This window comes from Marinobacter sp. NFXS9 (genome assembly GCF_040148665.1).
Lineage (GTDB): Bacteria > Pseudomonadota > Gammaproteobacteria > Pseudomonadales > Oleiphilaceae > Marinobacter_A > Marinobacter_A mangrovi.
Genome location: NZ_JAGDDW010000003.1, coordinates 46,564 through 64,666, shown reverse-complemented (window position 1 = coordinate 64,666; position 18,103 = coordinate 46,564). Strand labels below are relative to the sequence as shown.

The 18,103-nt window shown below is 61.0% G+C and carries 16 protein-coding genes; 5 read left to right on the top strand and 11 right to left on the bottom strand.

The window, feature by feature from the left end; all coding sequences use genetic code 11:
- The first annotated feature begins 53 nt into the window (after positions 1-53).
- Both J3364_RS06190 and J3364_RS06185 read left to right on the top strand, forming a co-directional pair.
- Complete coding sequence (locus tag J3364_RS06190; RefSeq protein ID WP_349557509.1) at positions 54-1,853, top strand: acyl-CoA dehydrogenase C-terminal domain-containing protein; 1,800 nt, start codon at positions 54-56, stop codon at positions 1,851-1,853.
- 210 nt (positions 1,854-2,063) lie between these two features.
- Complete coding sequence (locus J3364_RS06185; protein WP_349557508.1) at positions 2,064-3,854, top strand: acyl-CoA dehydrogenase C-terminal domain-containing protein; 1,791 nt, start codon at positions 2,064-2,066, stop codon at positions 3,852-3,854.
- Positions 3,855-3,942: 88 nt separating this feature from the next.
- Here J3364_RS06185 and J3364_RS06180 read toward each other — a convergent pair whose 3' ends face one another.
- From J3364_RS06180 to leuS, 5 genes are all read right to left on the bottom strand, one after another.
- On the bottom strand, positions 3,943-4,575 hold the full coding sequence (locus J3364_RS06180; protein WP_349557507.1) for an endonuclease: 633 nt from the start codon (positions 4,573-4,575) through the stop codon (positions 3,943-3,945).
- A gap of 207 nt (positions 4,576-4,782) precedes the next feature.
- Entirely contained in the window at positions 4,783-5,052 is a 270-nt protein-coding gene (locus J3364_RS06175; RefSeq protein ID WP_349557506.1) for a hypothetical protein, read from the bottom strand.
- A 133-nt stretch (positions 5,053-5,185) separates the two neighbouring features.
- Positions 5,186-6,196 carry a DNA polymerase III subunit delta gene (gene holA, locus J3364_RS06170; protein ID WP_349557505.1) on the bottom strand — a complete coding sequence of 337 codons (1,011 nt, stop codon included), beginning with the start codon at positions 6,194-6,196 and terminating at the stop codon, positions 5,186-5,188.
- Positions 6,193-6,771: an LPS-assembly lipoprotein LptE gene (locus tag J3364_RS06165; protein ID WP_349557504.1), complete on the bottom strand. Its 579-nt coding sequence runs from the start codon at positions 6,769-6,771 to the stop codon at positions 6,193-6,195. The genes holA and J3364_RS06165 overlap by 4 nt, the downstream gene beginning before the upstream one ends.
- A gap of 36 nt (positions 6,772-6,807) precedes the next feature.
- Positions 6,808-9,393 (bottom strand): leucine--tRNA ligase, encoded by a 2,586-nt coding sequence (gene leuS, locus J3364_RS06160; RefSeq protein WP_349557832.1) that lies wholly within the window; start codon positions 9,391-9,393, stop codon positions 6,808-6,810.
- Between the two features lie 518 nt (positions 9,394-9,911).
- Between leuS and J3364_RS06155 the strand changes: the two genes are divergently transcribed.
- Positions 9,912-10,478, top strand: a complete 567-nt coding sequence (locus J3364_RS06155; protein WP_349557503.1) for a zinc ribbon-containing protein — start codon at positions 9,912-9,914, stop codon at positions 10,476-10,478.
- A gap of 11 nt (positions 10,479-10,489) precedes the next feature.
- Here J3364_RS06155 and lnt read toward each other — a convergent pair whose 3' ends face one another.
- Genes lnt through miaB form a run of 5 tightly spaced genes read right to left on the bottom strand, consistent with a single transcriptional unit; the run spans position 10,490 to position 15,720 of the window.
- A complete protein-coding gene (gene lnt / locus J3364_RS06150; protein WP_349557502.1) occupies positions 10,490-12,031 on the bottom strand; it encodes an apolipoprotein N-acyltransferase in 1,542 nt (513 codons plus the stop codon).
- The gene (locus J3364_RS06145; RefSeq protein ID WP_203141712.1) at positions 12,021-12,866 is read right to left on the bottom strand and encodes a CorC family transporter; all 846 of its coding nucleotides are present in this window, start codon (positions 12,864-12,866) and stop codon (positions 12,021-12,023) included. The genes lnt and J3364_RS06145 overlap by 11 nt, the downstream gene beginning before the upstream one ends.
- Entirely contained in the window at positions 12,863-13,321 is a 459-nt protein-coding gene (gene ybeY, locus J3364_RS06140) for an rRNA maturation RNase YbeY (RefSeq protein WP_502882487.1), read from the bottom strand. Before ybeY ends, J3364_RS06145 begins: the two co-directional genes overlap by 4 nt.
- 11 nt (positions 13,322-13,332) lie before the next feature.
- On the bottom strand, positions 13,333-14,322 hold the full coding sequence (locus J3364_RS06135) for a PhoH family protein (protein WP_203141714.1): 990 nt from the start codon (positions 14,320-14,322) through the stop codon (positions 13,333-13,335).
- A gap of 57 nt (positions 14,323-14,379) precedes the next feature.
- Positions 14,380-15,720 (bottom strand): tRNA (N6-isopentenyl adenosine(37)-C2)-methylthiotransferase MiaB, encoded by a 1,341-nt coding sequence (miaB, locus tag J3364_RS06130; RefSeq protein ID WP_349557500.1) that lies wholly within the window; start codon positions 15,718-15,720, stop codon positions 14,380-14,382.
- 189 nt (positions 15,721-15,909) lie between these two features.
- On the opposite strand from miaB, the gene J3364_RS06125 reads away from it, so the two are divergent.
- Both J3364_RS06125 and trmH read left to right on the top strand, forming a co-directional pair.
- Positions 15,910-16,239: a DUF1820 family protein gene (locus J3364_RS06125; protein ID WP_203141716.1), complete on the top strand. Its 330-nt coding sequence runs from the start codon at positions 15,910-15,912 to the stop codon at positions 16,237-16,239.
- An 18-nt stretch (positions 16,240-16,257) separates the two neighbouring features.
- The gene (gene trmH / locus J3364_RS06120; protein ID WP_349557499.1) at positions 16,258-16,995 is read left to right on the top strand and encodes a tRNA (guanosine(18)-2'-O)-methyltransferase TrmH; all 738 of its coding nucleotides are present in this window, start codon (positions 16,258-16,260) and stop codon (positions 16,993-16,995) included.
- A 4-nt stretch (positions 16,996-16,999) separates the two neighbouring features.
- Here trmH and J3364_RS06115 read toward each other — a convergent pair whose 3' ends face one another.
- Positions 17,000-18,028, bottom strand: coding sequence for a nucleoid-associated protein (locus J3364_RS06115; RefSeq protein WP_349557498.1), 1,029 nt, complete (start codon positions 18,026-18,028; stop codon positions 17,000-17,002).
- Between the last annotated feature and the right edge of the window lie 75 nt (positions 18,029-18,103).

The following is an 18,103-nucleotide window of genomic DNA, read 5'->3' as shown; positions in this document are numbered from 1 at the left end:
AGGCCGGTGCTCCGCGGATCCCGCCGGACACGACCGAGAATGAGGTGTAACCCATGCCTGAGTACAAAGCGCCCCTGCGTGACATTAAATTTGTGATGTCCGAGCTTCTGGACAGCGAACAGCATTACGCCAACCTGGAAGGTGCCGAAGACGCGACTCCGGATATGGTCGACGCGATTATCCAGGAAGGTGGCAAGTTCTGTGAGCAGGTCCTGTCCCCGCTGAACCAGGTGGGCGACCAGGAAGGCTGTACCTGGAGCGAAGATGGCGTCAAGACGCCAACCGGCTTCAAGGAAGCCTACCAGCAGTACGTGGAAGGCGGCTGGCCGTCCATGACGGCCGATCCCAACTACGGCGGTCAGGGTCTTCCGAGCTCCATCGGCATCGTGATCAGCGAGATGGTCGGCACCTCCAACTGGTCCTGGGGTATGTACCCGGGGCTGAGTCATGGTGCGACCAACACCATCGAGCAGCACGGCTCCGAAGAGCAGAAGCAGGTCTACCTGACCAAGCTGATCAGCGGTGAGTGGACCGGTACCATGTGTCTGACCGAGCCGCATTGTGGCTCAGACCTGGGCATCCTGCGTTCCAAGGCCGAGCCGAACGCCGACGGCTCCTACAGCATTTCCGGCACCAAGATCTTCATCTCCGCCGGTGAGCACGACATGGCCGAGAATATCGTCCACATCGTCCTGGCGCGTCTGCCGGGTGCACCGGAAGGCACCAAGGGGATTTCCCTGTTCATCGTGCCCAAGTTCCTGCCGAGCGAAGACGGTTCCGTGGGCGAGCGCAACGCCGTGTCCTGTGGTTCCATCGAGCACAAGATGGGCATCCACGGTAACGCCACCTGCGTCATGAACTTCGACGGCGCCAAGGGCTGGCTGATCGGGCCGGAAAACAAGGGCCTGAACTGCATGTTCACCTTCATGAACACCGCCCGTATCGGTACCGCGATCCAGGGTCTGGGTGCGGCGGAACTGGGCTTCCAGGGCTCACTGACCTACGCCAAGGAGCGTCTGGCCATGCGCTCGCTGAACGGTGCCAAGAACCCGGACGGCCCGGCGGATCCGATCATCGTTCACCCGGACGTGCGTCGCATGCTGCTGACCCAGAAGTCCGTGGCTGAAGCCGCACGTGCGCTGATCTATCTCGCTGCTCAGCAGGCGGACATCGTTCACCAGGGCAAGACCGAGGAAGAGCGTAAGGCCGCTGACGAAATGCTCGGCTTCCTGACCCCGATCGCCAAGGCGTTCCTGACCGAAATCGGCTACGAGTCCGCCAACCTGGGTATGCAGGTCTTCGGTGGTCACGGTTTCATCTCCGAGTGGGGCATGGAGCAGAACGTTCGTGACGCCCGGATCGGCATGATCTACGAGGGCACCACCGGTATCCAGGCGCTGGACCTGCTGGGCCGTAAGGTCCTGATGAGCCAGGGCGAGTCGCTGAAAGGCTTTACCAAGCAGGTTCACGTATTCTGCAAGGAAAACGCCGACAACGAACAGATGAAGGAATTTGTTGAGCCGCTGCAGGCGATCAACAAGGAGTGGGGCGATCTGACCATGAAGATCGGCATGAACGCCATGAAGAACCGGGACGAAGTGGGTGCGGCGTCTGTCGACTACCTGATGTACTCCGGTTACGCGGTCTTCGCCTACCTGTGGGCCCGCATGGCCAAGGTCGCGCTGGACGCCATGGCGGAAGGCACCTCCGAGGAAGCCTTCTACAACGCCAAGGTCCAGACCGCGCGCTTCTACTTCAAGCGCCTGCTGCCGCGCTCCAAAGGCCATGCAGAGAGCATGCTGGCCGGCGCCGACAGCCTGATGGACCTGCCGGAAGACCACTTCGCGTTCTGATGTAACGCGCAGGTTGTAAGGCAAGGAAAGCCCGCACTCCGAAGGAGGCGGGCTTTTTCGTAGGCTACCGGTTCTTTGGGGCCGGCGACTCATCCAAACGGGTCTTTTCGACGAAGATCAGTCAGTGAGAGCCGGTCCGGTTTTCGGTTAGAATCCCGATCAATAATAACGGTTACGTCTGTTCACGCCCGTACAGAGAGGAATTGATTGATGGCAGATTATCAGGCACCCCTGCGTGACATCCGATTCGTCATGAACGAAGTCTTTGACGCTCCGGCCCTGTGGGCCTCCCTGCCCAAAGTGGCGGAAAACGTGGACCCCGAGACCGCGGACGCCATTCTCGAGGAAGCCGGCAAGATCGCCGGTGGCGTTCTGGCTCCCCTGAACCGTGAAGCGGACGAACAGGGTTGCAAGTGGAATGACGGCGAGGTCTCTACGCCGGAAGGTTTCAAGGAAGCTTACCAGACCATCGTGGAAGGCGGCTGGAACGGCCTCGGTGGTAACCCCGAGTTTGGCGGCATGGGGATGCCCAAGACTCTGGTGGCCCAGTTCGAGGAAATGATCCAGGCCTCCAATATGGCCTTCGGCCTGGCGCCGATGCTGACGGCGGGCGCCTGCCTGGCGCTGGACGCCCACGGCAGCCAGGAGCTGAAAGAGAAATACCTGCCCAACATGTACGCAGGCACCTGGTCCGGCGCCATGAACCTCACCGAGCCGCACGCCGGCACGGACCTGGGCATCATCCGCACCAAGGCTGAGCCGAACGACGACGGCTCCTACAACGTCACCGGGACCAAGATCTTCATCACCTGGGGCGAGCACGACATGGCGGAGAACATCATCCACCTGGTTCTCGCCAAGCTGCCGGACGCGCCCAAGGGGCCGAAGGGAATTTCCCTGTTCCTGGTGCCGAAGTTCCTGGTCAACGAGGACGGTTCGTTGGGCGAACGCAACACGCTGGCCTGTGGCTCGATCGAGAAGAAGATGGGCATCAAGGCGTCCGCCACCTGTGTCATGAACTTCGACGGCGCCAAAGGCTGGCTGGTGGGCGAGCCCAACAAAGGCCTGGCCGCGATGTTCACGATGATGAACTACGAGCGTCTGGGTGTGGGCATCCAGGGTATCGGCGCCGCTGAGGCGTCCCTGCAGAGTGCCCGGGAATATGCCCTGGAGCGTCTGCAGAGCCGGGCTCCGACCGGTGCGCAAGAGAAAGAGAAAGCGGCGGATCCGATCATTGTGCACCCGGACGTGCGCCGGATGCTGCTGACCATGAAGGGTTACGTCGAAGGCGGTCGCGCCTTCTCCACCTATGTGGCCCAGTGGCTGGACATCGCCAAGTATGCGGAAGACGACGAGCGTCGCCAGCACGGCGAAGCCATGGTGGCCCTGCTGACGCCGGTGGCCAAGGCGTTCCTGACCGATCGCGGCCTGGACGCCTGCGTGATCGGTCAGCAGGTGTTTGGTGGCCACGGCTTCATCCGTGAATGGGGCCAGGAGCAGTTGGTCCGTGATGTACGCATCACCCAGATCTACGAAGGCGCCAACGGCATCCAGGCACTGGATCTGATGGGCCGCAAAGTGGTCGCTAACGGCGGTCGCTTCTTCGAGCTGTTTGCCGAAGACGTAGGCGCGTTCATCGAGGCCAACCAGAACGATGTAGCCCTACGACCCTATCTGGAGCCGCTCGCGGCCTCCCTGGAGCGTCTGGCGGATGTGACTGAAAGCGTGATCAAGGCGTCGGCCGAGAACCCGAACGAAGTCGGGGCGGCGTCCGTGGACTATCTCGACCTGTTCGGCCTGACGGCACTCGCCTATATGTGGGCGCGCATTGTCAAGGCCGCGGCGCCGAAGGCCGAAGGTGATACGTCCGGTTTCTACACGGGTAAACTGAAGACGGCACGCTTCTACTTTGACCGGATGCTGCCAAAGACCGTGTCTCTGGCCGAGGGCATCCGCAGTGGCAGTGCATCAATGATGGACCTGACCGCGGAAGAGTTCTAATCGCTCTTTGAGGTTGACCACATCAAAAGGGCCGCCGGGTGATCAGGCGGCCCTTTTGTTTGGGGGCAGGAAAAGGTGTGCTGACGGGTCAGATATTGCTGTCCAGCAGATCGGGTTGACTGATGAAGGGATTATCGCTGCCCTGAATGTCCGAGATGCGTCGGTTGCGGGCCAGTTCTTGGTCGTCGGGCGGATCGCCCGCATTCCAGCTCGCCAGCACTTGTGGTGAGGTAATCAGCGGCAGATCATAGGTCTTGACCATATAGGCCACGCCACGCGCCACATCGCCCTTGATGGCATCCGGCGGCTCGATGTTCTGGAGGCTTTCGCGGATACCGCATTCGTTGACGTCAACGCGCTCACCCAACTGGGCATATTTGGCACTGCGTCGTCGCATTTCCACCTGGGTTTCCACCGGAATCATATTATGCAGATCCGACGCAATATAGCGGTAGACGTCGCTCTCCCGCTCACATTGGCTGGGAGACCCACAATGAAGGGCGTTACGCACATGACTCAGCGGATAGATATAGCCCGCTGACAACAGGAACGACTTGCCGTTGAACGGCTTCTGGCAGAAAAAGGTCTTGCCGCCGTCCTGGTAGAGCTTGTTCCAGAAAATATCGTTGGCCACCGCGTCCGGGTCAGAGAACGTGGTTTGTGAGCTGGCCTGGCCACTCAGCACCAGAGCCACGGTCATCAGGATGTGTCGTGTTTTCATGGTGTCTTTTTAACCTGACTCGCCTTTTATTGTCATTGCCGATTGGGCCTCATGTGCCCGAGAGCACCACGCCTTCCATCAGATGGATGAAGATCGTGTTGTGTATAAATTTTAGGCAAAGCGGTCGCCCCGTCTGTGAGGCGGTACCGCATTTTTTACAAAAATTGGCAGTCGGCATTGAGTTGGCCGGATCGGCCAAGAGGCGGGCTACTGGTCTTTCAGGCGGCTACGGATCCGCTGGTAACCGTCTTTCAGGTCCTCGCCGATGTCATGAGCGGTGCGATAGGCTTCCTCGGACGCGTCCGAGGCGTCGTGCAGCAGATCATCCAGCTTGCGCTTGAACTGATTCCAGTAGTCTTCCATGTCGTCCCACTCGTCCCGCACATCCTGGCGGGCGAGGTGGAGCTGCAGGCGGAGCTCATCCCGCTGCTGTTTCAGGGTGTCCGAGAGCTTTTGCAGATCATTTTTCCAACCCATCGTTGTTCCTCCGGCTGGGAATGTCAGCGTTGGTTAAACGATGCGCCTGAGGCCGACGACCTGTCAACAGAAGCCGGACACTGAAGGGCTATGTACTCATTTATCGGGCAATTTCTTGTCCTGAATCAAAGATTCAGCGGCGGATCGCCGCCAGTTCGGTGGTAAGCGTGCGCAGGTAGTGCCAGGGGGACAGGCTGTCATAGCCCTTGGCGCTGCGATCGATATCGCTGCAGCGGATCAGCGCCTGGCGAATCTGGGGCGGGCGCAGTCGCCGGGCGGCCTGTTCGAGTTGGCGCATGCGCTGGGGCTGGCGGATGTTGTTGCTGCGGAAAAAGTCCTTGGCGGTTTCCCGGCGTTGCAGGGCGGACTGAAGTCGGCCGGTCATGCGCAGGTCCCGGCTGAGAATGGCGAGGAGGCCCAGGGGGTTATCCTCTTCCTGCTGCAGGATGCCGATGATCCGATGGGCCTGTTCGGCTTTGCCGGACAGGATGTCACCTACCAACTCGAACACGCTGAAGCGGGCGCTGTCCAGAACCGCCTGGTTCACGATCTCTTCGTCGACGGTCTTGTCCGGCGCCAGTAAGGCGAGTCGATCAATCTCCTGGCTGGCGGCCAGCAGGTTGCCTTCCAGGCGTTCAGTCAGCTCCGTGAGGGCACCTTGGGTGAGCGTCAGCCCGTGAACCCGGGCCCGCTGCTGCAGCCAGCCTGGGAACTTGTCCGCATCAATGGGCCACACCGGCACATGCACGCCTTTGTCCTGGAGTTGCTTGTACCACTTGCGCCGGATTTCAGCGGCATCCAGGCGGATGCTGATCAGGATAAGGATGATGTCGTCGGGAGGCGACTGGAGCACCTGTTCCAGGACCTTGCGGCCGTCGCCCAACTTGCCGGTCGGCAAATGGATTTCGATGCGGCGACGCTCTGCAAACAGGGACAGGGCGTTGAGCTCTTCACCGACCTGGTTCCAGTCCATGCTGCGGTCGTTATGGAAGATCTGACGGTCGTTATAGCCGGCTTCCCGGGCTTTGGCCCGAATCTTGTCGCAGCACTCCTGTACCAGCAGCGGCTCGTCCCCGGACACCAGATAGACCGGTGCCAGCCCGCGGGACAGGACCTGATCGAGCTGGGCGGGGTTGGTCTTCATTGCGACTCCGCGGGCTGCTGGGTCTGGGCTTTTTCGTAGTCGTCCCGGATGACTTTCAGGCGCTCATCGGTGAGCGGCGCCAGCCGGAAGATCACCTGCTGGGCCAGGCGCTGGTGGAGTGTCTCGCGAATCGTCTCTTCCTCGCGGCGCTTGGCCAGGACGTTGGTGTCGTCATAGCTGTAGATTTCGCTGGTGCGTACTTCCGCGTCTGCCAGTACCGGTATCTGGTCGTGGCTGACGACGTTGACGTTCAGGGACTGGCGCAAGTCGTATTCGGCGGCCGACGCATCCAGCTGGATGGCGCTGGCTCGCCGGCTCTGTTTGAAGCCGTTGAGCTTGACCCGGTAGGCCGCATCGGCCGGTTCGGCCATTTTGATACCGCCATCGTCAAGTTGCTGGCGAACGGTCTCACACAGCTCGTAGGGCACGCTGCCATCGCATTCCAGACTCAGCGGTTGCAGCGCCTCCGCAACGGGTGGCGCGCCCCGCAACTGGAAGCCGCAACCGCTAATCAGCAGTGCGGCGCCCAGTAGCAGTGGCGTGCGAAATGACAGCTTTTCCGATTTCCTTGCCATGACAGCTCCCGGCCCGGCGATGACTGTATTGTCCGATCAGTTGGCGACGATATTCACCAGCTTGCCCGGCACCACGATCACTTTGCGGACGGTTTTGCCGTCGGTAAAGCGCTGGACGTTTTCATCATCCAGGGCCAGGGATTCCAGGGCATCCTTGGGCAGGTTGGCCGGCACGTCCACCTTGGAGCGCACCTTGCCGTTGACCTGCAGGACCATCTGGATGGTCGAGCGAACCATGGCGGATTCGTCGGCGTCCGGCCAGTTGGCATCCACCACCGCTTCGGGGTGACCCAGGGCCTCCCAGAGGCTGTGGCAGACGTGCGGCGTAATCGGCGACAGCAACAGCACCGCGGTATCCAGGGCTTCCTGGACGACGGCGCGATCCGAGTCCGCTGTCACTTCCAGCTTGCTGACTTCGTTCAGCAATTCCATCACCGCGGCAATGGCGGTGTTGAACGTCAGGCGGCGACTCACGTCATCGCTGACCTTGGCGATGGTTTCGTGCGTCTTGCGACGCAGGTTGCGCTGGGAGTCGGTCAGGTCTTCAACATTCAGGGGCGGAGCGCTGCCGCCGCTGGCGTGCTCGTGGACCATGCGCCACAGACGCTTGATGAAGCGGTGTGCGCCTTCCACGCCACTGTCGGACCACTCAAGCGACTGCTCCGGCGGCGCGGCGAACATGATGAACAGGCGAACGGTGTCGGCACCGAACTGGTCGATGATGGCCTGCGGGTCGATGCCGTTGTTCTTCGACTTGGACATCTTGGAAATGCCGCCGGATTCGACGGGTTGTCCATCCTGCTTGTGCTTGGCGCTGACGGGCTGGCCCTTGTCGTTGCGTTCGACTTCCACGTCGCTGGGCGAGATCCATTCCTTGCCGCCGTTGGCGTCGTCCCGGAAATAGGTCTCGGCCAGCACCATGCCCTGGCAGAGCAGGCGCTTGAACGGCTCGGAGCTCTCCACCAGACCCACGTCACGCATCAGCTTGTGGAAGAAACGCGCGTAAAGCAGGTGCAGGATGGCGTGCTCGATACCGCCGATGTATTGATCGACCGGCAGCCAGTAGTTGGCGGCGGCCGGGTCCAGCATGCCTTCCTTGTAGTCGGGGCAGGCAAAGCGGGCGTAGTACCAGGATGACTCCATGAAGGTGTCGAAGGTATCGGTTTCCAGGGTGGCCGGCTGACCGTTATAGGACGTCTTGGCCCATTCCGGATCCGCCTTGATGGGCGACTTCACGCCGTCCATTTCCACGTCTTCCGGCAGGCGGACCGGCAGCTGGTTTTCGGGGACCGGCATTTCGGTGCCGTCTTCCAGCGTCATCATCGGAATCGGTGCGCCCCAGTAACGCTGGCGGGAAACACCCCAGTCGCGCAGGCGGTAGTTGACCTTGCGCTCGCCGATGCCGGTTTTCTCCAGGTGATCCGCGATGTCCTCGAAGGCTTCCTCGCTGGTCAGACCGTTGTACTTGCCGGAATTGACGAGATAGCCCTTTTCAGTGAAGGCCGCTTCCTGGATGTCGATTTCCTTGTGGTCTTTCGAGGAAATCACCTGACGGATCGGCAGGCGGTATTTCAGGGCGAACTCGTGGTCGCGCTCATCGTGGCCCGGTACCGCCATCAAGGCACCGGTGCCGTAATCCATGAGGACAAAGTTGGCCACGTAAACCGGAATCAGGTCCTGGGTCAGCGGGTGCACGGCCTTGAAGCCGGTATCGATGCCCTGTTTTTCCATGGTCGCCAGGTCGGCTTCGGCCACCTTGCTGTTGCGGCAGCTCTCGACGAAGTTGCCGACTTCCCGGTTGCGTTCGGCCGCCGCCTTGGCCAGCGGGTGCTCGGCGGCCACCGCCATGTAGGTCACACCCATCAGGGTGTCCGGGCGTGTGGTGTAGACCCGCAGCTCGTCGTCACGGCCGTCGAGCGGGAACGTCAGCTCGACACCGGTGGATTTGCCGATCCAGTTGCGCTGCATGGTGCGCACCTGTTCCGGCCATTCGTTCATGGCGTCCAGGTCGTCCAGCAGTTCTTCGGCGTAGTCTGTGATCTTGATAAACCACTGGGGAATTTTCTTTTGCTCCACCAGGGCACCGGAGCGCCAGCCGCGACCGTCGACCACCTGCTCGTTGGCCAGAACCGTCTGGTCCACCGGATCCCAGTTGACGGTGGCCATCTTCTTGTAGACGAGGCCTTTCTCGTAAAGCTTGGTGAAGAACCACTGCTCCCACTTGTAATAGTCCGGCGAGCAGGTGGCCAGTTCCCGCTTCCAGTCATAGCCGAAGCCCAGCTGGCGCAGCTGGTCTTTCATGTATTCGATATTGGCGTAGGTCCACTTGGCAGGCGCGGATTTGTTCTTCACCGCGGCGTTTTCCGCGGGCAGGCCGAAAGCATCCCAGCCCATCGGCTGCAGGACGTTCTTGCCCTGCATGCGCTGGTAACGGCTGATGACATCGCCGATGGTGTAGTTGCGGACATGCCCCATGTGCAGCTTGCCGCTGGGGTACGGGAACATGGACAGGCAGTAGTACTTCGGTTTGCCGGGCTCTTCCTTCACCGAGAAGGTTTCATTGGTTTCCCAGAACTGCTGGGCCTTTTTCTCGATTTCCTGCGGGCGATATTGCTCGTCCATTCCTGCCATTACTGAGGTTACCCTGTTGTCGGTCGGTGTTGGCCATATCGGTTCAATACGCGTGACGCTGGCGTTTCCGTCACGGGGAGACCGCGCATTTTAACGCACACGAGGCCCGACAGGTAGCCTGCCGCGTATGATCCGGCTCCCATACCGCAAAAGGGCCTCGGCAGTCGCGCATGGAGTGTGCCAAACTTAAGGAGCCTCCACTCATCTCCTGAATCGCCTCTGGCATTCAGAGCGATTCACAATCGAGGCGCAACTTTGAAGTAAGGCCGATCGCCTTTCAAAAAGTTGCAACGTGGAGTGTGTGTCGCTCTGAAAGCCCCGGAGGGCACGTTCTGAAGGCTGTATCTGCTACGTTGTGATTCTTGCAAAGGGCTGCGGCCATTCACTGCGAACCACGCCTTGCACCTACAGCCTTCAGAGCGTGCAGAGACGACTCAGGAGATGAATGGAGGCTCCTGGATGCCAAGAAGGGTGTATCCACTGATGGTTTTCCGTGCGAGGAGATGGTCATGAGTGAGAACGAGAAACCGGCCTTTACCGGACAGGCTCTGAAAGTCTACAACCGCATGCTTGAGCGCGTGGTGAATCGCCTCAATCAGATGGAGCGCAAGAGCTGGGACAGTTTGCGTGACGCGGTTGACGAGGCGGTGGAATTCGAGAACGGCCTGGAGGAGTTGACCCGGGAGGAGGTTGACTTGCTCGCGGCCTATGTCCGTCGGGATGTTTCCCACCTCATGCACTTCGTGGGTGAAACCGGTGAGGGGGTCGGGGAGTGGTTGCGACTGGACCTGGCGCTGATCGAGCATCAGTTGCTGGATCTGCTGTTTTCAGTGGCCGACAAGACCCGTCTGGATACCCTGGAGCTGGACCACAAGCTGCATCATCAGCCGGGACAATACATCAGTGGCGAGATCGCCACGGCCGGGGTGCTGCGTTGCGTGTCTTGCGGTCACATGGTCTGCCTGGTTGAAACCAGCCACATCGAGCCTTGTGAAGCGTGTGGCTCGCACTACTTCGAGCGGGTGACCGCGCGCTGGCCCCACGATCCGGAGGTCAGCGGCGATACGGCAGAGTAGTCCTTGGCGTCTCAGCCGGCATGGGTCTGGCGACTCGGCTCCGGTATGATCCGGGGCCGGGCAAACACCACCAGGATCATGGCCAGGATCAGGATCGGCCAGGACCCGGTCGTCATGAAAGGCGTGGCACCCGTCACCGGATAGACCTCCCCGCGCATAATCCCTTTCTTGAACTGTGGAATCCGATCAACGATCTGGCCGCGATCATCGATGATGGCGGTCACGCCGTTATTGGTTCCACGAAGCACAAAACGACCGGTTTCCAGCGCGCGCATTCGCGCAATCTGAAGATGCTGCAGCGGTCCGATGGAATGGCCAAACCAGCCATCGTTGCTGATGGTGATCAGCAGGTCGGTGTCGGCGGCGTTGCGCGCCACGAAATCCGGATAGGCAATCTCGTAACAGATGAACGGCATCACCCGGTGGCCGTTGGCGATCAGCGGTTGCTGGTCGGACGGCCCCGGTGAAAAGCTCGACATGGGCAGGTCGAAGAAGCCGATCAGCCCGCGCAAATATTGCTGCAGTGGGACGTATTCTCCGAAAGGCACCAGCTTCTGCTTGTAGTACATGCCGTTGCCATTACCGATCGCCATGATGCTGTTGCGGAAGGTGAAGTCTTCCAGCTTGTCACTGAAACCGTACCAGGGAATGCCGGTAATCAGCGTGGATTTGGGCCCCAGTCGGCTCGCCAGGTTTTCGATCAGCGGGCCGGCCTGGTCCTGGGTCACGGGAATGGCGGTTTCTGGCCAGAGAATCAGGTCCCGGTTCCAGTCGTCCTCGGTCAGATCCAGGTAAGTGGCAATCTGTTTCTTGAGGAAGTTCGGATCCCATTTAATCTGTTGCGGGATATTGCCCTGCACGGCCGTGATCCCCATCGGGGTGTCGTCCCGCTGGGTCCAGTTGAGCCCAGCCAAGGCCGGACCCGCGATCCAGGTCAATATGGCCAGAACGGCGGTGACCGCGGCGGCGGCCATGCGACGGTGGGCCAGCATTATGGCGGCGCCGAACAGTGCTGTTGCCGAGGCGACAATCAGGAACGTCACCCCATGCACGCCGGTTACTGGCGCATAGCCGGCGAGAGGGCCATCGACCTGTGCCGTGCCGAGGTAGAGCCAGGGGAAGCCGGTCAACAGCCAGCTTCGGACCCAGTCGCCAATAACCCAGAAGGCGGGAAACAGAATCAGTCGACGGGCCGGGTGGTCACCGGCCAGCTTGCCCCAGGCCCAGAAGGTAAGGGCCGGAAATAGGGCAAGCCCGGCTGCGAACAGGGCGGTAAGCACTACTGCCAACGGCGCCGACGTGTTGCCGTACTGGCTGATGGAAATATAGACCCAGGAGGCGCCACTGCCGAACAGGCCCAGCCCGAACAGCCAGCCTTTCAGGAACAGCCGGTGCGGGCCGCCGGGCATGACGGCAGCAAGGATCAGCAGGATCGACAGCGGTGCCAGCCACTCGTAGCCGAAGGGCGCAAACGTTAGCGTCTGAAGCCCGCCGGCCACCACCAGCGCCAATAATCGGAGCGTTCGTGCGACGGGATTTGTGTCAGGACTCACGGCGGCGGACCTGAATCAGTCGTATGACACGATTGTCCGCGTTCAGGATGGTGAACTGGAAACCGCCAAACTCAATTTCTTCGCCGCGCCGGGGCAGGTGGCCGAATTCCCGGAGGACGAGGCCGCCAATGGTGTCGAACTCCTCTTCGTCCAACTCCGTGTCGAAGAAGGCGTTGAAGTCATCTACCGGCGTCATGGCCTTGACGGCATAGCTGCCATCGGCCCGGGCCTTGATGTGGGTTTCCTCGTCGAAATCGTGTTCGTCCTCGATCTCGCCGACGATCTGCTCCAGCACGTCCTCGATGGTGATCAGGCCAGCGGTACCGCCGTACTCATCCACCACGATGGCCATGTGGTTGCGAGTTTCCTTGAATTCCTTGAGCAGCTGGTTCAGCCGCTTGCTCTCGGGCACAAAGGTGGGCGGACGCAGGATCTCGCGGATCTTGTTCCAGGTCAGGTCGTTGTTCATGGCCAGCGGCAGCAGGTCCTTGGCCAGCAGAACGCCAATCACGTCGTCCTGGTTGTCGCCAATGACCGGGAAGCGGCTGTGAGCCGATTCGATGATGTCGTTGAGGAACGTCTTGGGCTCGGCGCTGGCCTTGACGGTGACCATCTGCGAGCGGGGGATCATGATTTCATCGACACGCATGTCGGTGACCTGCATGGCCCCTTCGATGATGCTCATGGCATCGGCATCGATGATGTTTTCGGATTCGGCATCCCGCAGGACTTCAAGGATGTCGGTGATGGATTCCGGCTCGTTGGAGAAAGCCTGGGAAATGCGTTCCAGCCAGGACTTGTTGCCCTGACTGCGACTCGAGTGATCGTCGCTCATGAGTCTTGATCCGTGTCCTCTGCAAGATAGGGGTTGCTGAAGCCCAGTTCCGCAAGCAGGCGGATCTCCAGGGTTTCCATGATTTCAGCATCCCGGTCATCGATATGATCATACCCCTGAAGGTGGAGCATGCCATGAATCACCATGTGTGCCCAGTGGGCGTCCAGGGTTTTGCCCTGTTCCGCGGCCTCGCGGGCCACGACGCCCGCGCAGACCACCAGATCGCCGGCCAGAGGAACGGTGATCCCCTCTGGCTGCTCGAAAGGAAAAGACAACACGTTGGTCGGGCGGTCTTTCTGGCGATACTGGCCATTCAGCGTGGCGCTCTCGTCCTCGTCGACGATGCGCAGCGTCACTTCCGACTCATCCTCGCTCTGCCAGCCCTGGTTGGCCCAGCTGGTCAGGCTTTCGACGTCGGGAAGGCCCGATTGTTCCGAGACGACCTGGATATCCACCGCTAATCGTGTCACGAGGTCTTGCCTCCGGCGGTGGCTTCATCGTGATCGTCATAGGCCTCCACGATCCGCTGGACCAGCGGGTGGCGCACGACGTCCCGGGCGTCGAAGCGGGTAAAACCGATGCCCGTGACTTGGCTCAGTACGGCGGCTGCATGCACAAGGCCGGAATGCTGGCCACGGGGCAGGTCCACCTGAGTGGTGTCACCGGTAATCACCGCCGTTGAGCCGAAACCGATCCGGGTCAGGAACATTTTCATCTGTTCCCGGGTGGTGTTCTGGCTTTCGTCCAGGATGATGAACGCATTATTCAGGGTTCGGCCGCGCATGAAAGCCAGTGGCGCGATCTCGATCACGCTCTTCTCGATCAGCTTGGTGACCTGCTCGAAACCCAGCATCTCGTACAGGGCGTCATAGAGTGGGCGAAGGTACGGGTCCACCTTCTGTGCCAGGTCGCCCGGCAGGAAGCCCAGCTTCTCGCCCGCTTCTACCGCCGGGCGGACCAGCAGGATGCGCTTGACCTGTTCGTCCTTCAGCGCTTCCACGGCACAGGCCACCGCCAGCCAGGTCTTGCCGGTACCGGCCGGACCGATACCGAAGTTCACGTCGTGGGAACGGATGCTGTGAACGTAGCGCTGCTGGTTCTTGCCGCGCGGACGGGCCTGGAGCTTCGGCGTCTTGATAATGATCTGGCTGCCATCGAAGGCCTTCTCGTCGGGCAGGCGCTCAAACCCGGATTCCCGGATATACAGGTGCACCATGTCCGGGGAGATATCGTCCAGCGCCTCGGTTTCCCGGTACAGGTGGCGCAGGACTTCCGCGGCGGCGCTGGCGTGTTCGGCTTCGCCTTCGACCCGGAAATGGTGGCCGCGGTAGCCGATGCGCACGCTCATGCGCCGCTCGATGTGTTTCAGGTGCTCGTCGAACTGACCGCACAGGGTGGCCAGCCGGCGGGGATCGGCAGGTTTCAGATCAAACTGTTTCGCGTCGTCGCTGTTCAAGCAGTCCTCACGGATAGAAAAGTGGATGACCGCACCGGTTGGTGCGGCGCGGATCGATCAGTACAACCGGTCGTCCACCGGTCTGCCCCTTAATGAATTGGGGAGCGCTTCGACAATTTCAACGTCAATGAAATGGCCCACCACGTCGGGATTGTCGGTGCGGAAGTTGACGATCCGGTTGTTCTCGGTGCGCCCGGCGTATTCGCCCGGATCTTTCTTGGACAGCCCGGTGACCAGGATGCGCTGGGTCGAGCCCACCATCCGGCGGCTGATTTCCTGGGCCTGCTGGTTGATGCGCTGCTGCAGGATGCTCAGGCGCTGCTTCTTGACATCCATCGGCGTGTCGTCCGGAAGGTCGGACGCCGGCGTGCCCGGGCGCTGGCTGTAGATGAAGCTGAAGGACACATCGAAGCCAATGTCCTCGATCAGCTTCATGGTGGCCTCGAAGTCCCGGTCGGTCTCGCCGGGGAAGCCGATGATGAAGTCTGATGAAAAACTGATGTCCGGCCGGATCTTGCGCAGGCGGCGCAGCTTGGATTTGTACTCCAGCGCCGTATGACCACGCTTCATGGCCGCCAGGATGCGATCCGAACCGCTCTGGACCGGCAGATGCAGGTGGCTGACCAGCTCGGGCACGGTTTCGTAGACGTCGATCAGTGCATCGGAGAATTCCACCGGGTGGGAGGTGGTGAAGCGGATGCGGTCGATGCCGTCGATGGTGGCGATCATGGTGATCAGCTCGGCCAGGTCGATCGTGTCGCCGTCGTAGGTTTCGCCCTGGTAGGCATTGACGTTCTGGCCCAGCAGGTTGACCTCACGCACGCCCTGGGTGGCCAGGTGCGCGACTTCGGCAATCACGTCGTCCACCGGGCGGCTGACTTCCTCGCCGCGGGTGTAAGGTACGACGCAGAAGGTGCAGTATTTGGAGCAGCCTTCCATGATCGACACGAACGCCGAGGCGCCTTCCGCCCCCGGGGAGGGCAGGTTGTCGAACTTCTCGATCTCCGGGAAGCTGACGTCGACCACGCCCACGCCGCCCTTGCGGGATTCCTGGATCAGTTCCGGCAGGCGGTGCAGGGTCTGCGGGCCGAACACCATGTCGACATAGGGCGCCCGGTCGATAATCGCCTGACCTTCCTGGCTGGCCACGCAGCCGCCGACGCCGATCACCAGATCCGGCTTGCGGGACTTGAGCTGCTTCCAGCGCCCCAACTGGTGAAACACCTTCTCCTGCGCTTTTTCGCGGATCGAGCAGGTGTTCAGCAGCAGGATGTCTGCATCGTCCGCGTTGTCGGTCATTTCGACGTCTTCGCCGGATTTCAGCAGGTCGGCCATACGTGATGAATCGTACTCGTTCATCTGGCAGCCGTGGGTCTTGATAAACAGCTTCTTGGTCATGGAACTCGACAGATCGTTGGATGAAGGTAAACGGGCTATTATAACGGTCTGATCAAACGGCAACCAGAGGCGACAGGGTGATTACGTACAGGCCCTCTCCGGAGAGCGCCCGTTGCCGCGGCATCGTGTTACCATACGCGCCCTTTTGTGGGCCCGAAAGTGGGCGTGAACATCGCCGGAGTTGTCTGAATGGTTGCCAAGAAGTGCTACAAGATCATTTTCTACAATCAGGACGAGGTCTTCGAGATCTACGCGGGGCATGTGTATCCCAGCGAAATGTTCGGCTTCCTGGAAGTGGAGGCGCTGACATTCGGTGAGCGCAGCCAGGTGCTGGTGGATCCTTCCCAGGAAAAGCTGCGGACCGAGTTCGAGGGTGTCCAGCGCACCTACATTCCCATGAACGCCATCGTGCGGATTGACGAAGTCGAACCCGCGGCGGCGGAGCATCCGCTGGGGCGGGTCAAGAGTGGCGTTACGCCGTTCCCCGGGAACCCTGGCCACAACCGCAACAAAGACTGAGCGACGCTGTCACCTGCCATGACCCCTGAAAGACTCGCCCGCATCAAGGGCACCCTCGAACGCCGTCAGCCGGACCTGCACGTGCTCACGGACCAGATCCATAAGCCACGCAACGTGTCCGCCATCATACGCTCCTGCGATGCCTTCGGCGTGGCCAATATGCACGCGGTCTGGCCGCGGGAAGGTTATCGCGCCTTTCGCAAGACCGCCGGCGGCAGCCACAACTGGGTGACAACGCATACCCATCCGGATATGGCGGCCGCAATCGGTGAGTTGCGCGGCAAAGGTCGACGGATCTATGCCGCACAGTTGTCCGAGCGGGCCATCGATTATCGGGATGTCGATTTCACGGTGCCTTGCGCGTTGGTGCTGGGCAATGAGCTGGATGGCGTGTCGGCAGAAGCGGCGGCTGAAGCGGACGAGCACATCGTGGTGCCGATGATGGGGATGGTGGAATCGCTGAACGTGTCGGCGGCGTGCGCCATTATCCTGGCAGAGGCCCAGCGACAGCGCTCCGAGGCGGGTATGTTCGATTGCCGTCGGATGCCGGACGACGAATACGAGCGCCTGCTGTTCCGCTGGTGTCAGCCGCAAATCACCCGCTACTGCGACGATCGCAATCTGCCGTATCCGCCTTTTGACGTGGAAACGGGGGAGTTGATCGACGGGGTGGGCTGGATGACCGAAGTCCGGGATATCCGGCGCAACCGGGAGCGGGCGCGGCCTGAAGATTTCGCCACGCCGCCCGGCAAATAATCCACTATTCGCCTTTCTCTTCGCGGTTTTCCAGATACCGCTGCAGCTGTTCCCGCAGGGCTTTGGGCAGGCGTGTGATGGTCAGCGCGTCGCTATCCCGGTCGTAGTAAACCGCCTGGTTCACCAGATCCGAAGAGAACGACACGCTCATCCCGCCGCCGGACCCGGAGATTCTCACCAGCTTCTTGACCTTGCGATGATCCGGGTGCAGCACCGCATCGTTGGGGATTTCCTGGGTTTCCGACGCGAACTGGCGGAAGCGATCGGGCTGCTCTTCGTCCAGGTAGCCCGACAGGGCATCGATGGCTACCGGCTCGCCCAGGGCGTGTTGTTCCTTGCAGAATTCATAGGCCTTGGACCGGACCTGGCCGGCTTTCTCCGGCTCCTCGGTCTGGGCGGCGAAGGCCTCGACGGCGTTCAGGAACGTCGTGGTTTCCTTCTCGACGTCCACCTGATTGGTGAAGCCGCCCAGGCGGATGAACAGTTCTCCCGGCTCAGCCGTGCCCCGGGCGTGGACCAGCGTCAGGAAGTTTTCCGAAGGATGGTCCCCGAGCCAGTCGTCCACTTCCAGGCGCAGAGCCAGGTTCAGGCGTGACAGGCTCAGCACGTCCATGGCGTCCAGGTTCTGCTCGTGGTCCAGTCGCAGGGCGCTGTCGCTCTCCAGCGCAAACAGGTAGATCACTTCGCCGTCGGCCAGGGCTTCGTGGACCAGCATCAGGTGACCGAAGTATTCCTCCTGACAACCGGTTAGCAGCTCCTGCCACTGGCCGAACAGTTTGTCGGTCAGGCTCTCGAAGGTCTGCTTGCCTTCCAGGTAGTCCCGGAACCAGGCGCTGGCCGGGCTGGTGCCAATATCGTCGGTAAAGCGACCGTATTTCTTGCCGGGTTTGGCGTTGAACAGGCGCTTGAGCTGTTTGTGCAGGCCCTCGTAATCGCCGCCGGGCTCTGACAGGGTTTTGCCGGGGCGCACCTGGGCGTCGTGCCCGGGCTGCATCTGACTGGCAAAGGTGATTCGCAGCTGTTTAATCGCCATGGGTGTCCTCTGGAAACGCAAAACGGCCATGACCTGTCGTAACCGGTCATGGCCGTGTTCAGTATCGTCTGGGGC